Annotated in this window: 13 protein-coding genes; 3 read left to right on the top strand and 10 right to left on the bottom strand. The window is 63.3% G+C overall.

The genetic code is table 11. The features are described 5' to 3' along the window. The 4 genes from NKI29_RS09895 to NKI29_RS09880 form a co-directional block, all read right to left on the bottom strand. Entirely contained in the window at positions 1-1,563 is a 1,563-nt protein-coding gene (locus NKI29_RS09895; RefSeq protein ID WP_352692639.1) for a hypothetical protein, read from the bottom strand. Between the two features lie 158 nt (positions 1,564-1,721). Continuing rightward, positions 1,722-3,704 carry an ABC transporter permease gene (locus NKI29_RS09890; RefSeq protein WP_352796085.1) on the bottom strand — a complete coding sequence of 661 codons (1,983 nt, stop codon included), beginning with the start codon at positions 3,702-3,704 and terminating at the stop codon, positions 1,722-1,724. Then, complete coding sequence (locus NKI29_RS09885) at positions 3,701-4,777, bottom strand: quaternary amine ABC transporter ATP-binding protein (RefSeq protein WP_031211022.1); 1,077 nt, start codon at positions 4,775-4,777, stop codon at positions 3,701-3,703. The genes NKI29_RS09890 and NKI29_RS09885 overlap by 4 nt, the downstream gene beginning before the upstream one ends. Before the next feature lie 74 nt (positions 4,778-4,851). Further along, the gene (locus tag NKI29_RS09880; RefSeq protein ID WP_352473408.1) at positions 4,852-5,823 is read right to left on the bottom strand and encodes an ABC transporter substrate-binding protein; all 972 of its coding nucleotides are present in this window, start codon (positions 5,821-5,823) and stop codon (positions 4,852-4,854) included. A gap of 399 nt (positions 5,824-6,222) precedes the next feature. On the opposite strand from NKI29_RS09880, the gene NKI29_RS09875 reads away from it, so the two are divergent. Next, a complete protein-coding gene (locus tag NKI29_RS09875) occupies positions 6,223-6,351 on the top strand; it encodes a hypothetical protein (protein ID WP_352569390.1) in 129 nt (42 codons plus the stop codon). Between the two features lie 32 nt (positions 6,352-6,383). Next, positions 6,384-7,460: a D-alanine--D-alanine ligase family protein gene (locus tag NKI29_RS09870; RefSeq protein WP_352569392.1), complete on the top strand. Its 1,077-nt coding sequence runs from the start codon at positions 6,384-6,386 to the stop codon at positions 7,458-7,460. Between the two features lie 57 nt (positions 7,461-7,517). On the opposite strand, the gene NKI29_RS09865 is transcribed toward NKI29_RS09870, so the two are convergent. The 5 genes from NKI29_RS09865 to NKI29_RS09845 all read right to left on the bottom strand — a co-directional run bounded on the left by NKI29_RS09865 (position 7,518) and on the right by NKI29_RS09845 (position 12,818). Then, positions 7,518-8,303 (bottom strand): SDR family oxidoreductase, encoded by a 786-nt coding sequence (locus NKI29_RS09865; protein WP_352692641.1) that lies wholly within the window; start codon positions 8,301-8,303, stop codon positions 7,518-7,520. Positions 8,304-8,311: 8 nt separating this feature from the next. Continuing rightward, positions 8,312-9,076, bottom strand: coding sequence for an SDR family oxidoreductase (locus NKI29_RS09860; RefSeq protein WP_352569396.1), 765 nt, complete (start codon positions 9,074-9,076; stop codon positions 8,312-8,314). 127 nt (positions 9,077-9,203) lie between these two features. Further along, positions 9,204-10,712 (bottom strand): sugar ABC transporter ATP-binding protein, encoded by a 1,509-nt coding sequence (locus tag NKI29_RS09855; protein ID WP_352455178.1) that lies wholly within the window; start codon positions 10,710-10,712, stop codon positions 9,204-9,206. 33 nt (positions 10,713-10,745) lie between these two features. Further along, positions 10,746-11,684, bottom strand: a complete 939-nt coding sequence (locus NKI29_RS09850) for a sugar ABC transporter substrate-binding protein (RefSeq protein ID WP_023674026.1) — start codon at positions 11,682-11,684, stop codon at positions 10,746-10,748. Between the two features lie 150 nt (positions 11,685-11,834). Continuing rightward, positions 11,835-12,818, bottom strand: coding sequence for an ABC transporter permease (locus NKI29_RS09845; RefSeq protein ID WP_198023514.1), 984 nt, complete (start codon positions 12,816-12,818; stop codon positions 11,835-11,837). 307 nt (positions 12,819-13,125) lie between these two features. Between NKI29_RS09845 and NKI29_RS09840 the strand changes: the two genes are divergently transcribed. Then, a complete protein-coding gene (locus tag NKI29_RS09840) occupies positions 13,126-14,088 on the top strand; it encodes a sugar-binding transcriptional regulator (protein WP_031211026.1) in 963 nt (320 codons plus the stop codon). Here NKI29_RS09840 and NKI29_RS09835 read toward each other — a convergent pair. Continuing rightward, the gene (locus tag NKI29_RS09835; protein WP_352796083.1) at positions 14,085-15,578 is read right to left on the bottom strand and encodes a xylulokinase; all 1,494 of its coding nucleotides are present in this window, start codon (positions 15,576-15,578) and stop codon (positions 14,085-14,087) included. The two genes, NKI29_RS09840 and NKI29_RS09835, sit on opposite strands and share 4 nt — an antisense overlap. Positions 15,579-15,588: the final 10 nt, after the last annotated feature.

Raw genomic sequence — 15,588 nt, 5'->3', positions numbered from 1 at the left:
TCAGCCAAACAAAAAGTCACTCGTCGTCAGCGGGCTTGTAAAGTTTGCGAGAGTAACTTGATCGACTCCTGCGGTAATGATGGTGTCGGTTCCACTTTGCGCAATTGTGAGATCATCGAACGATTGCACGCCCTCCACCCCACTAAATACAATGGTGTCGCCTTGGGTCTGGCTGAAGTCGTAGATGGTGTTTTGGGTTCCGACCGTCATTGAACCATCGTCCTTGAATATGAATTGATCTCTGCCGCCCTGAGCCAGTTCGCTCAGTTGCCCGTCACCCCACATGTCGTTGATGACGGTGCAGCCGGGTGCCGCGCTCCCGGCGTACAGGGTATCGTTTCCGCCCAGAGCCGAACCGGACATTTGTAGAGCGTCGCCGCACAGGAAGTTGCGGACCTGGCCGCTTTCGCTGTTGTGGCCCCCGGTAAGAATGTCGTTGCCGCCCCTGGCGGAACCGGACATAGCGAGGGCGTCGCCGTACAACTCGCTTAGAACATCCGGACCGGAGTTCCTGTCGCCGCCGGTCAGGGAATCATTGCCGCCCACAGCGCTGCCGAGCATCGTGACCGCATCGCCATACCCCAAATTATGAGTGCCTTGCAGCACGGCCACGTCGTCGCCACCGCGAGCGTGGTCGGACATGTTGGCGCCCGCGTCACCGTAGAAACTTATCTGGGACCCACCAGCGCTCGTGAAGTTGTCGTTGCCGCCTTTGGCAAAACCGGAAAGATCACCGCCCGCATCGCCAAAGAGGGTTTTGTTCGGGATCGCCCCACCCAGATCCGTGTAATGGTCGTCGCCGCCCTGAGCATGGTCCGACATGTCACCGCCGGCATCGCCGAAGAAAGTGCTGGTGGAAAAGAAGGCGCCCGTGAAGGTGTCGTTGCCGCCCTTGCTGTTGCCCGACATATCGCCGCCGGCATCGCCGTAGAAAGTGTTGAGCGAGTCGGTCCGGCTCGTATAGCTGTCGTCGCCGCCCTGGGCATTGCCGGACATGTTGCTGCCGGAGTCACCGAAGAAGGTGTTCGTGGCCTGCCTGGAGCCCTGGAAGGTGTCGTTGCCGCCCTTGCTGTGATCCGACATTTCGCCGCCCGCATCACCGTAGAAGGTGTGGGTAGCTCCTTGTACAGTGCTGGTCAGGAAAGTGTCATCCCCGCCCCGGGCATAGCCGAACATCTTGCCGCCGGCGTCACCGTAGAAGGTATCGACTACCTGCCTTGCCACTCCACTGTTGAAGGTATCGTTGCCGCCCCTGCTATGGTCCGACATATCGTCGCCCGCGTCACCAAAGGCAGTGGTGGTGGAGGATGACAGCCCCGTGGTGAAGGTATCGTCACCGCCCCGAGCAAAATTGAACAAGCTCCGAGCCGCGTCGCCGTAGAAGGTGTAGGTCGACGGTGCGGTTTCCGTAAAGGTGTCGTTGCCGCCTCTTGAGAAATCGAGCAGGCTGCCGCCAGCGTCGCCGGTCAAGATATTCGTATTCGGATCGCCTGTGAGGGCGTCATCGATACCCCACTGATGATCTGCTAGATCACCGGTAGTAAAGGGAACGCGTGTAGACATTATCCGCTCTCCTGTTGAGCCTACCCGTCCCATAACAGCCGTACGATGTGAGGCAAAAACGAGCAATAATCCCGAATGGCTATGTCTTTAGGCGTAGGGATCGGTGCCTCGTTAACGGCGCGCTTGGCGGCAGCTTCCTGAGGCCGTCCTATTCCGGACTATCCCAGCCTTGCCCGAGCCTTCGCCGTCCAGGCGTTGAACAGCCGGTCTGCGACGATGCCGATGAAGGCGATGGCCAGGCCGGCGACGATGCCGCGACCGGAATCGGCCTTGGACAGGGCGATGAACACCTCCTGGCCGAGATCGCGCGTGCCGACCATGGCGCAGATGATGATCATCGCCAGCGCCATCAGGATGGTCTGGTTGACGCCGAGCATGATCTCGGGCAACGCCAGCGGCAGCTGCACGCGAAAGAAGGTCTGGCGCCTGGTGCAGCCCGAAACCTTCGCCGCCTCGATCAGCGCCGGCGGCACCTGTCGAATGCCGTGATTGGTATAGCGGATGGCCGGCACCACGGCGAACGCGACGGTGGCGATCATCGCGGTGACGTCGCCGACCCTGAACAGCATGACCACCGGAATGATGAAGCAGAACGACGGCAGCACCTGCAGCGTGTCGATGACCGGCGTGACGATCTTTTCGAAGCGGTCGCTGCGCGATGCGATCAGCCCGATCGGGATGCCGATCAGGCAGGCGATAAAGGCCGAGATGCCGCACAAATAGACCGTCGCCATGGTCTTTTCCCAAAGTCCGGTGGCGGCGCAGAACGCTGTCAATGCCGCGACCAGGGCGGCGAGGCGCAAGCCGCCGAGCTGGTAGCCGGCAAGGCCGAGGAGACACACCGCGCCCAGCCACGGAAAGCCCTCGCAGAAGGCGCGCACCGGGTTGAGCACATTGAGGATAAGCACCACGCGGAATGCTTCGATCGTGTCGAAGAAGTTGATGGTGATCCAGTTCACCGCCGCCTTCCACAAAGGCGCGGTGGTGAAGGTGATCGCTTTCGGCACCGCGGCGAACGCCGGCACGAACAGGCCGAGCAGCGTGGCGACGGCGAGGATGGCAACGGCCAGCGTCAGATTGGGATAGCGCCGCCAGAAACTCGTGCTGGCCTGATGGCGGACATTGCCCTTGGCGTGATTGTGCGCGATCGCCTGGCTCAGCCGGTCGAGTGCAATTGCCAGTGCGACGATGGCGAGGCCAGCTTCCATCGCCTCGCCGACCTTGAGCGCGCGCAACGCCAAAAGCACGTCATAGCCGAGCCCACCGGCACCGATCATCGAGGCGATGATCACCATATTGAGCGCCAGCATGATGACCTGGTTGACGCCGACCATCAATGTCGGCCGCGCCGACGGCAACAGCAACCGCCACAGCTTTTGCCGTGCCGTGCAGCCGGCCATCTCGCTGAAATCGTCGATCTCCGACGGCACCCGCGACAGGCCGAGCATCGTCGCCCGCACCATTGGCGGCGTCGCGAAAATTGCCGTCGCGATCATTGCCGAGACCGGGCTGTTGCCGAACAGAAGCAGCATCGGGATCAGATAGGCGAAGGTCGGGATCGTCTGCATCAGATCGAGGGCAGGGGAGATCAACAACCTCTCCGCCCAAGGCTTGCGCCATGCCCAGATGCCGGCGAACAGCCCGGTGACAATGCAAAACGGCACGGCGATCGAGATCAAGCCCAGCGTCAGCATGGCGCTGGTCCACTGCCCGAACAGCGCGATGTAGAGAAAACAGCCGCCGGCCAGCGCACCCAGCTTCCAGCCGCCGGCGGCGCGTCCGGCAAGGTAGGCGGCAGCGCAGACGCCGACCCAGGACAGGCGCGGCAAGACGATCATATCCGCGCCATGGCCGATCTTGAAATTCTTGGCCAGAAGACCGAGCGCGAAATCGAGCGGCACGCCGAGCACCGCGGTGATCGAGCGGGTCAGCCAGGAGAAGTTCGACTTCACCCAGTTCATCAGCGCACCGACCCAGTCTGCGACAGGAACGATCGCGCCGGCCGGGTAATTGACCGCCCAGGGCAGGCTTTCCTGCAGCAGGAAGACGATAAGCACGGCGGCGAGCGCGCAGGCCCAGATCGCCAGCCAGGTTTGAACCGGCCGGGGCCTCGCTGCGCTGCCGCTTGCCGTGACCGTCATGCGCCAGCCCCACGACGTTCTATGCCGGCGAGAAGATCGATCACTGCCTGCGGCGTGACTAAGCCGATCGGCTTGCCGGTGCCGTTGACCACCGCGAAGGGCTTGCCGGCAGAGACGATATCAGCCGAAAAACTTGATATCTTGGCATCCGGCGCGACCGTGCCGCCGTACTCGGCGCCGTCGCAGGCGCGCATCAGGCTGCGCGCCGATATCACCTTGGCGCGATCGACATCGCGGGTGAATTCGGCGACATAGTCGGTCGCCGGATTGACCACCAGCTCTTCCGGCGTGCCGATCTGGATGACCTCGCCGTCCTTCATGATGGCGATCCGGTCGGCCAGCCGGATGGCCTCGTCGAAATCATGGGTAATGAAGACGATGGTCTTGTGCAGCATGGTCTGCAGCCGCATCAGCTCGTCCTGCATCTCACGGCGGATCAGCGGATCGAGGGCCGAGAACGGCTCGTCGAGGAACCAGATTTCCGGCTTTGTGGCGAGGCTGCGGGCGATGCCGACGCGCTGCTGCTGGCCGCCGGAAAGCTCGCGCGGATAGAAATGCTCGCGACCGCGCAAGCCGACCAGCTCGATCACTTCCCGCGCGCGCGCCTCGCGCGTCGGCCGGTCCTGCCCCTGGATGCCGAGGGGGAAGGCAATGTTCTCCAGTACGTTGAGATGCGGCAGCAAGGCAAAATTCTGGAACACCATGCCCATGCGGTGGCGTCGCAGCTCGATCAGCGCGGCATCGGAAATCTTGAGCAGGTCCTTGCCTTCAAACTCGACCTTGCCGTGGGTCGGCTCGATCAGCCGCGACATGCAGCGCACCAGCGTCGACTTGCCTGACCCCGAAAGTCCCATGATGATGAAGATCTCGCCCTGGCGGATTTCGAGATCGACGGCGCGCACCGCGCCAACCAGTCCGGCAGCGGCGATGTCCGCCAGGCTGGCCTTGCCGTCGCGCCGGCGGATGAAATCGGCCGCGTCCGCCCCGAACAGCTTCCAGACATTGCGACAGGCAAGCTTTATCGGGCGGGCGTCGTTGCCCGCTTTCGCCGCCTGTTCAATCGTATCGGTCATGCGATCGTCCTTCTGGAACACGGGATCGCGACCCGGCCACGGATGGCCGGGTCATCGGATTTCCAGTCAGACGGTCACTCGGCCCAGGCTTTCCAGTCGGCTTCGTGGGCGGCGATCCAGGCGGCGGCGACGTCTTCCGGCGTCTTGCCTTCGAGATCGATCTCGCCGCTCATCTTGTTGAGCTCGTCGGTGTCGACCGTGTAGTTTTTCGCGACCTTGTAGGCGACAGGCCATTTGTCCTTCATGCCGGCCCAGGAATATTTCCAGATCTCGCCATGCGGCTTGCCGCAGTCATATTTCGCGTCGGGGTTCACACCCCATTTCGGGTCGGTGTAGCACTCTGTCGTATAGTCGGGGAATTCGACCCATTCGCCCTTGTATTTGGCCGGCGCCCAATGCGGCGAATAGATCCACAGCATGATCGGCGCCTTGCGCTGATAGGCCGAGTCCAGTTCGGCGAACATCGCCGCATCGGTACCGGCATGGATGACGGTGAAGGGCAGTTTCAGCGCCTCGACGCGTTCGTCGTCAAAACCTTCCCATGTCACGGGTCCGCCGAGATAACGCCCCTTCGGCGCGGTTTCGGCCGTCGAGAAGGCCTCGGCGCATTTCGGGTCTTTCAGCGCCTCCCAGTTCGGCAGGCCGGGGCATTTCTCTTTCATATATTCGGGAAACCACCATTCTTCCTTGGCCTTGGGTCCGAGCTTGCCGAGGCGTTCGGTCTGGCCCGTCGCGTCCGAGGCCTTCATCGCCTCGCCGGCCGTCGTGTCCCAGAATTCCAGGCCGACATCGATGTCGCCATTGGTCAGGCCGGTGGTCAGGCTGGAGAGATAGTCGGCGGTCGGATACTCGACGGTATAGCCGAGCTTTTCGAGGATGCCGCCGAGGATCTTGGCGTTCAGATTGACGCTGGTCCAATCGAACAGTGCGATCTTGATCGGGTCGTTGGATTCCGGCGCTGCCGCATAGGCCGAAGATGTCAGTGCGGCTGCGGCAAGTGTTAAGGCTCCCATTGAGAAATTCGAAATCATGCTCCGAAGTGACATGCTTGTTCTCCTGTCAAGCTCTGGTGGACGTTATCGTTAGTTCCCTTCTTGCGTCTTTTTTGATTGTGTTGGAACAGCTGGTCGTTGCGCAAGGCCGTAGGCGCCACAATGCTGCCGAAGCGGATGCCGGCGCAAAACGGGGTTGGTGCCCAAATTGGTGAAGATGTGGCGGGACCGGCCGCGTCATGACTGCCGAAGGATTGCTGCCAAGGCAGTCATCCACGGATCGATCGCCGGTCTTGAGGGGCAAACCATCAAAGTCCCATGATCTCGGCTGTTGGCTCGGCAACTCGCCCAGCGCCACTTTCATGGGATGAAATTATATATACCAACGTTCACGTCGCGCAACGATTAACGCCGGTGCCAATTTCACGGCCCGTCTTTTGCGTGGACCCGTAGATGAGTTTGAAAAAAGCCAAGATTGCCGGTCATCCCGTGTGCGAGCCGCAAGGACAGGGTACCGATACAATGCAGCACACCAAAATGCCTTACTTCTTCGCCAACCGCGGGATCGCCGCCGGCTTGTGACCTTTCAACACCAGATCATATCCGAGGCTTTCATGACCTCTCCCTTGAACAGACTGCGAATTGCCGTGCTCTTTGGCGGACGTTCCGCCGAACATGACGTTTCGGTGCTTTCAGCAACCAATGTCATGCGTGCGCTGCTGTCCGCCAAATACGATGCCCTCCCAATCTTCGTCACGAGCGAAGGACAGTGGCTGCTGAGCAGCTTCCAGGATGGTACGCTCGCAAAACCTGCGGCCGGCACGGAAGTTTGCCTGGTTCCGGGTGGGCGCGGACGGATGATGGCGATCCCGGCCGACGGCACGCCCTATGATCTGCCGAAGATCGACATCTTGTTTCCTGTCCTGCACGGCCCTCATGGCGAAGACGGCTCGGTACAGGGGGTGGCCGAGGTGGCTCGGGTGCCGCTCGCCGGCTGCGGCATCCTGGGTTCGGCAACCGCGCTGGACAAGGACATCGCCAAACGGCTCCTGGAAGCGGCGGGGCTGCCAATCGCGCGCTCAGTGACGATCCATGAAGGTGCGGCGCCTGTCCTCGCCATACTGGAAAGCGAACTCGGCCTGCCGTTCTTCATCAAACCGGCGCGTCAGGGATCGTCTGTCGGCGTCGGAAAAGTCCATGCCAGCCAGGAATTCGATGGAGCGCTTGCTGAAGCCTTCCGGCACGATTGCAAGCTGTTGGCCGAGGAATTCATTCGTGGGCGCGAGATCGAATATAGCGTGTTGGAGGACCCGGCAGGCGACCTGTTCGTCTCGCGGCCAGGCGAGATCGTGCCGGCCGAAAGCCACGATTTCTACAGCTACGATGCCAAATACATCGACGAGAACGGCGCGGCACTTAAAGTGCCGGCCGAACTGCCGCCGGAGGTCGAGGCAGCCATGCGGGACGTGGCCGCAAGGGCTTTCAGAGCCGTCGGCTGTGACGGGATGGCGCGCGTCGACTTTTTCCTGACACCGGACATGCAATTCTTGGTCAATGAAATCAACACCATCCCCGGCTTCACCGATATCAGCATGTATTCCAAGGCAATGGCGGCGAGCGGCGTCAGCTATTCCGAAATCATCGACCGGCTCGTGGAGCATGGATTGGCACGGGCCGGCCGACCGGTCTGAACGCGGCGAAGGGGGCTTTCAGATCCCGGTGGATGGTACGTTGGCCCGCGCCGCCGCTCACGACATGATCAGGCCGCCATCGACATTGATGGTCTGGCCGGTGATGTAGGCTGCATCGTCGCTGGCCAGAAAGCTGACCAGGCCGGAGACATCTTCGCCGCTGCCGGCGCGGCCCATCGGGATGTTCTTCACCCATTCGGCCATCAGCTCGCCGGGCTTGTACTCGCCCATCAACTTGCCCCATGCGGCGTCGTTATAGGCCCACATATCGGTGTCGATGATGCCGGGGCAGATCGCGTTGACGGTGATCTTCTCCTTGGCCACTTCCTTGGCCAGGCTCTGGGTGACGCCGACGACGCCGAATTTCGAGGCCGCATAATGCGGCGTGTAGATAAAGCCCTGCCGCGCCTGGCCGGATGCGGTGTTGATCAGCCGGCCGCCATCACCATGCTTGCGAATGCGCGCGATCGCCTCCTGGCAGCACAGGAACACGCCCTTGGTGTTGACCGCCATCACCTTGTCCCATTCGGCCTCGGTCATCGCCTCTATCCTGGCGATGGTGATGACACCGGCATTCTGCACGGAGATGTCGACGCGGCCGAACTGTTGCTCGGCCAGGTCATAGAGGGCGACGACCTCGTCCTTTTTGGTCACGTCCATGCGCAGCGATGCGACCCTGGCGCCCGTAGCCTTGAGATCGGCGGCGACCTCTTCGACGCGCGGGTCGATGGCGCTGACAACGACCGCGGCACCTTCCGCCGCGAAGCGCCTGGCCATTGCCGCGCCAATGCCGCCGCTGGCGCCGGTGATGACCGCCGTTTTTCCCAGGAATCGCTTCTGCATCTTTTCTCCTACCAGCAGACGAAGCCGCCATCGACGATCAGGTCGATGCCGGTGACGAAACTCGAGGCGCGGCTGGCCAGGAACACGGTCGGGCCGACCATCTCTTCCGGCGCCGCCATGCGGCCCATCGGCGTGTCGCGCTCAAAGATCCTGACCTGGTCGGCGACCTCCGGCCGCTTGTTCATCGGCGTCAGCGTGTAGCCGGGGCTGACGACATTGACGCGCAGGCCGCGATCGGCCCATTCCATGGCGAGGCTCTTCGACATGTGGATCACCGCGGCCTTCGACGAATTGTAATGCGCCTGGGTCAGGCCGCGATTGACGATCGAGCCCGACATCGACGCGATGTTGATGATCGAGCCCTTGCGCCGCGTCAGCATGGCGCGGGCCTCGGCCTGGCAGGACAGGAACACGCCGCTGACATTGACGTCATAGAGCTTCTGCCATTTCTCCAGCGACAGCGTCTCTGCCGGCTCAGCTCCGGCGACGCCGGCATTGTTGACGGCGATGGTCAACGCGCCGAGTTCCATCTCCGTACGCTCGATCGCGGCCGCGAGATCGGCCTCTGAAGTCACCGTGCCGTTCAGCACCAGCGCCTTGCGGCCGAGTGCCGTGATCCGGTGCGCGGTCTCCTGTAGCCCGCCTTTCGAGGCGTGGCCGAAGCAGGCTATGTCGGCGCCGGCCTCGGCCAGCCCAATGGCGATTGCCTGCCCGATGCCGCTGCCGGCGCCTGTCACAAGTGCCACGTCACCATGAAGGTCGAATAATTTCATCGTCGGTCCCTCTACTCCAACCGCCGTCCTCCGGAAATAAAGGGGCGCCAACTCTGTTGCTGGCGCCCCGCGCGGTCTGGTGCCCGGGAGGATACCACCTGCTGCGCTTTGTTTCGATGGGCTGTTCCTAGCTCGTGGCGAGTTCCATCACGGCGATATTGCTTGCTTCGCTGCGGTCGAGAATGCCGCGTTGCCGGCCGCGGCTCAGCACCAGCACGCGATGTGACAGGCCGAGAACTTCCTCGAGGTCGGAGCTCACCACCACCACCGCCATGCCGGAGCGGGCAAGGTCGGCGATGACATCATAGATCGCGGCGCGTGCACCGACGTCGATGCCGCGCGTCGGCTCGTCCAGGATGAATACCTTGGGCGGGCGCGACACCCATTTGGCGATGATCACTTTCTGCTGGTTGCCGCCGGAGAGCTTGCTGACCGCCTGGTTCGGCCGGCCCTTGACGCCGAGCCGGCGAATGCCGGCCTCGGCGAATTTCTGCACCGCCTTCGGGAACACCCAGCCATTCGGCGCGACATGGTCGAAATTGCCGATCGCCAGGTTCTCGCCGATCGTCTGGTCGAGCACCACGCCCTGCGCCTTGCGGTCTTCCGGTACCAGGACGACGCCGGCCTTGATCGCCGCCGCCGGGCCATTGAGATGCACCGGCTTGCCGGCGACGCGCACCGATCCCGATGAGATCGGATCGGCACCGGCGATCGCCCGCACCAGCTCCGTGCGTCCGGCGCCGATCAGCCCGGCAATGCCGAGGATTTCGCCGGCCCGCACTGAAAAGCTGACATTTTGAAAGCTGCGTTCCGGCGAGGACAGGTTCTCGACCTCGAGCAGCGTGTCGTTGCCCGGCGCCGATACCGTAGGGAACATCCGCTCGACACTGCGGCCGACCATTTGCTCGACGACAGTGCGCACCGGAATGTCGGCGCGCTCGTGCCGGGCGACGATGCGCCCGTCGCGCATCACCACCACGCGATCGGCGATCTGGGCGATCTCGTCCAGCCGGTGGCTGATATAGATGAAGGACATGCCTTCCGCCTTGAGCTTGCGGATCTGCTGGAACAGGAGCTCCGTTTCCTCGCCGCCAAGGGCGGCCGTCGGTTCGTCGAAGATCAGCAGCTCGGCATTGAGCGTCAGCGCCTTGGCGATCTCGACCTGCTGCTGGGCGGCGATACGCAGCGTGCGCACCTTGCGCTCGGGCGAGACATCGAGGCCGAGGCGCTTCAACTGGGCCGATGCCCGTGCATTCATTGCCGCGCGGTCGATGCGGCCGCCACGCATCGGCAGGCGCCCGACATAGACGTTTTCGGCGACCGACAGATCGGGCAAGAGCTTCAGCTCCTGGTGGATCATGCCGATGCCGGCGTCGATCGCCGCGGCAGGATTGGCGGGGGAATAAGCGTTCCCCCGCCAGGTGATGGTGCCGGCATCGGGTTTCGTCGACCCGGCGATGATGTTCGAGACAGTCGACTTGCCGGCGCCGTTTTCGCCAAGCAGCGCCACGACCTCGCCCGGCCGCACCTCGAAGCTCGCATCGGCCAGGACCTGCACCGGCCCGTAGCTTTTGCAGAGGCCGCTGACGACGAGCCCGTTATGGGGGCTGTGCGTGTGGCGAGGATCGGTGGACATCGTTGCGCTCGTCGATTGCCGGACTGGTCTCAATCAGGGATGCTTGGCGATGAACTGCTCGACATTGTCCTTGGTGGTCAGCGTCGCATCCTGCAGCTGTTCGGCGGGAATGGTCTCGCCGGCCACCAGCTTGATTGCTGCATCGACGGCGAGCCGGCCCATGCCCTGGGTCTGCTGCGTCGCGGTCACGTCGAAGACGCCGTCCTTCAGTGCCTTGAGCGCCGCCACGTCGCCGTCGAAGCCGGCAACCCAGACCTTGTGGCCGGGATTGGCGACCTTGACGGCCTGCGCCGCACCGAGCGCCAGCGCGTCGGCCTGGCCGATGACGATCGACACGTCGGGGTGCGACTGCAACAGATCCTGCGTCAGCTTGAAGCCTTCGTCCTGGTGCCAGCCTTCGCTCCACAATTCTCCGACAACCTTGATGTCGGGATAGCCTTTCAGCGCTTCGCCGCAGCCCTTCGAGCGGTCGACTTCGGGCGTCGTGCCCTTCTGGCCGTGGATGATGATCAGCTCGCCCTTGCCGCCGGCCTGCTTGGCGATGTAGTCGCAAACCGCCTTGGCCGATGCCACGCTGTTGGTTGCGATGAAGGTATCGCCGGGCGCGCCATCGGCGTTGCGGTCGACATTGACGACTGGGATGCCGGCAGCCTTGGCGGTCTTGGTCGGCACGGTGGCGGCGGTGGCGCCGGCTGGAATATAGATCAGCGCATCGATGTTCTGCGTGATCAGGTCCTGCACCTGGCTGACCTGGGTCGCCGAATCGCCCTTGGCGTCGACGGTAACGACCTCGATGCCCTTTTCCTTGCCGTAGGCTTCGACGGACTGCTTGATCTGGTTGAAGAAGTCGGCCTGCAGATTGGCGACGGCGAGGCCGAGCTTTTTGGCCTCCTTGGCCGAGGCCATGTCGGACAGGCCAAGCAGCGGGATGACGGCCGCGGCGGCAAGCAGCAATGAACGTTTGGTCAGCATGTTTATTCCTCCGTTGATGTTCAATCTGTCCTGCCCGCGCATCGCGGCGCCCCTTGGCCGAACAACTCCCAGTTTCGGATCACCGATCCGTTTTCGCCCGAATATCGGGGCGAATCTCATTGAGCCCAATTCTTCATTGTGCCCCATTCTTCATTGTGCTCGGCGCCGCCACGTGTCGGTGGCCACCGCCAGCGCGATCACCACGCCGATAACCACTTGCTGGATGAAGGGCGAGACACCGAGCAGGTTCAGCCCGTTGCGCAGCACGCCGATGATGAGGACGCCGATGGCTGTGCCGCCGATCGAACCGACGCCGCCCGACAGGCTGGCGCCGCCGATCACCACCGCCGCGATGGTGTCGAGTTCGTAGCCAAGGCCGGAGCTCGGCTGGACGGAATCGAGCCGGGCGGCAAGCACGATGCCGGCGAGACCGGCCAGCACGGCGCAGATCGCATAGACCCAGTTTGTCAGCGACTTGACTGGTATGCCGGACAGCCGGGCGACTTCGGCGCTGCCGCCGATCGCGTACAGGCTACGGCCGGTAGCGCGATAATTCAGGAAGATCGCGAAAATGACGGCAAGCACGATCATCAGCCCGACGGTGACCGAGAGGAATCCGAAATGGCGGATTATCGACAGGCTGGTGAACCAGTCGGGAAAGCCGACGATCTGCGAGCCGTCGGTGATCATGTTGGCGAGGCCGCGCGCCACCGACATCATCGCCAACGTGGCGATGAAGGGCGGCAGCTTGGTGACCGTCACCAGCAGGCCCGAAACCAGCCCGCAAAGGCCGGCGACGACGAGGGCTGCGGCGATGCCGGCCGGCAGGCCGAGATTGAGATAGTCCGGATGGGCGACGAAGCCCATCACCATGGAAGCCAGCGCCAGCACCGAGCCGACGGACAGGTCGATGCCGCCGATCAGGATGACCAGCGTCATGCCGATCGCCATGATGCCGAGCACAGTGACCTGGTCGAGCACGTTGAGGATGTTGCGGATGGTCAGGAAGGTGTCGGTAGTCAGCGAGAGCGCCAGGCACAGCAGAACCAGCCCGATCAGCGGACCCATGGTTCCGGCAAAGACAGCCGAAAACCTTGCGCCCGCCGTAGCCTGCGCGCCAGAGCCTGCCTTCAACTCGCCTGCCTTCAAATTGCTTGCGTCGTTGCTCACAGCCACTTTGTCTCCTCCACAGCAATCCGGCGCTGCATCACCGGGCCACTTTGTTCACCAGGCCCCTCCCTGTGAACAATTTATCTTTAACATGCAATTTTGTTCAGCTAAACTGTTCGTCGGAAAATTGTCAAGACCTGCCGCTTCATTCGAGCACGGTTTGCGCTGTCCGCCGGTTTGCCTTACGCAAGGTCTCGAAAATCTTGGGCATTTCGAAGTCGCCGGATTGGAATATCATGAGCAGAGCCGGCGGCTGCGGCAAGGCAAACAGATGACGATCGTAGAGAACGAAAGAGCCTCGCGCTTCCCCGACGCCGAACTCAAGGCCCGCGCCGCCTGGCACTATTATGTCGAGGGCCTTACACAGGAGCGGATTTCCGAAATTCTCGGCGTCGGCCGCATCAAGGTGCATCGCATTCTCTCCGCCGCCCGCGAAGAGGGTGTCGTCCAGTTTCGCATCCGCGACAGCGTCGTCGAATGCGTGATTTTGGAGGAAAGCCTGAAGCAGCGGTTCGGGCTCAGCCAGGCTGTTGTGGTGCCGTCGGCGGCCGACCGAAGCAACGCGCCGCTGATGATCGGCCACGCCGCCGCCGCCTACCTGGCCGACCATGTGAATGCCGGCGATGTCATCGCACTGGGCTGGGGGCGGACACTGAAATTCGCCATCAATGAATTGCCGCGGCGGCCCATCGCCAGGACGACGGTGGTTTCGATGCTTGGCGGCCTCACCCATGCCCAGCCGCTCAACCCGACAGAAAGCGCCTGGGATTTCGCCGAAAAGATCGGTGCAGAGTGCTTCCTGCTGCCGGTGCCGGTCTATGCCGACAGGCCGGAGCAGCGCGACGCTTTCATGAGCCAGCGCAGCGTTCAGGACGTCGTCTTCCGTGCACGCCGGGCAAACATCGCCGTGCTCAGCGTCGGCTCGTTTTCCAACGACAGCCCGATCGCCAATTACGGCTTCATCAAGCCAAGCGAACTCGAGGAATTGCAGGCGGCCGGTGCCGTCGGCGATATTCTGTGTCATTTCATCGACGCCGAGGGCCGCCCGGTCGACCACGAGGTCAACCGCCGCGTCTGCGCCTATCCGCTGCAGGATCTGTCGGATATCCCGAGCATCATCCTGGTGTCGGGCGGCAGCGAGAAGGTAGCGGTAATGCGGGCTGCGCTCGCCAACACCAAGGTATCGGTTCTGATCACCGACGAAGACGCGGCAAAGGGGCTGCTCAACCGCTAGATTTCGCCGAGAGCGCCGAGGCGGGTGTGGATATCGCGCGTCGCCTGGTAAAGGTCGCGGTAGATTTCCTTGCGGCTGCGATAGGCGGCGACAAGCCCGTCGACCGGATCGACATGCCTGGTGGGAGCGGCAGCCATTACCTCTGCTGCGGCTTCCGGCGAGGCAAACCAGCCGACAGCCGCTGCCGCCAGCATGGCAGCGCCGAGTGCGGCGGCTTCGTTGACCGGCGAAACCGAGAGCGGCCGCTCGAGCACGCTTGCCATGATCTGCATTAGCAGCGCGCAATTGGTGCCGCCGCCGGCGGCGATCATCGCCGCCGGTCCGCCGGCCTGGGCTTCCATGGCCTCGGTGGCGACGGCCTGCTCGAAGGCGATGCCTTCCAGGACAGCGCGGAAGAGATGCTCCGGCCGGTGATCGAGCGACAGGCCGACAATGGCGCCGCGCGCCGCACCGTCCCAATACGGGCTCATGACGCCGGCCCAATAGGGCATGATGAGCAGGCCCTCGCTGCCCGCGGCAACATCCAGCGCCACTTTCTCCAGCGCTGCCGCCGAGGGCGAACCGGTGGTTCGCACGATCCAGTCGACCAGCTGCATGCCCGAGCGCAGCACGGTCTCCAGCATGAAACCGGAGCCGGTCGGCGAGACCAGCGTGCGAAAGGCGTCCGAGGTTTTCACCTTGCCGGAATAGCAGCCGCTGACCACGCCGGAGCCGAGCGAGAGATAGCTCTTGCCCTCGCCGTAGACGCCCATGCCGAGGCCCATCGCCTGGCCGTCCCCAGCGCCGGCAACGATCGGCGTGCCGGCCCTCAGGCCGGTCAGCTGGGTTATGCTTGCGGAAAGACTGCCGCAGACCACGCCTGGCGCGACCAGCTCGGGCAATTGCTCCATCTGCAGTCCGGCGGCCGCAACGAGGCGGGGATGCCAGGTACCTTTCTCGACGTCGAGCAGCCCGAGCGGATCCGCACTTGCGGTGCTGGTGACCAATCGCCCGGTCAGCCGCTGGACGAAGAAACCGTGCACGTCGACCAGTGCCGCTGCCTGGCGAAGCACTTGCGGCTGGTGCTCGGCAAGCCAGGCAATGGCGTAGAGCGCCGGCGTCGGGTCCGGCGGCTTGCCGCTCCAGTCGCGGATCGCCTCGCGGCCGAGTTCGGTCGAAAGCCTGATAACCTGCGGCCGGGCGCGTTCGTCGAGCCACAGGATCGCCGGCATGAGTGCTTTGCCGGCGCTGTCCACCAGCGTGAAGGTCTCTCGCTGGTGAGCGATGCAGATCGCCGCCACCCGCGCAGCGCCGACCGCCTCGGTGACCTGCCTCAATGCGCCAAGCAGCGCCGTCCACCAATGTTCGGCGTCCTGCTCGAAATGGCCGGGCTTCGGATTTGAAAGCGGGTACGGCTCGCGCGCCTGGAACAGCTCCTCGCCGGCGCGCGTGAAGGCAATCGCCTTCACGGCCGTGGTCGAGGCGTCGATCCCGATTACGACATCGTCCATCAGGCGGAGA

The sequence above is a fragment of the Mesorhizobium sp. M0678 genome (assembly GCF_040320505.1).
GTDB lineage: Bacteria > Pseudomonadota > Alphaproteobacteria > Rhizobiales > Rhizobiaceae > Mesorhizobium.
The sequence above is the reverse complement of the archived record's forward strand: the minus strand, read 5'-3'. Positions and strand labels throughout refer to the sequence as shown.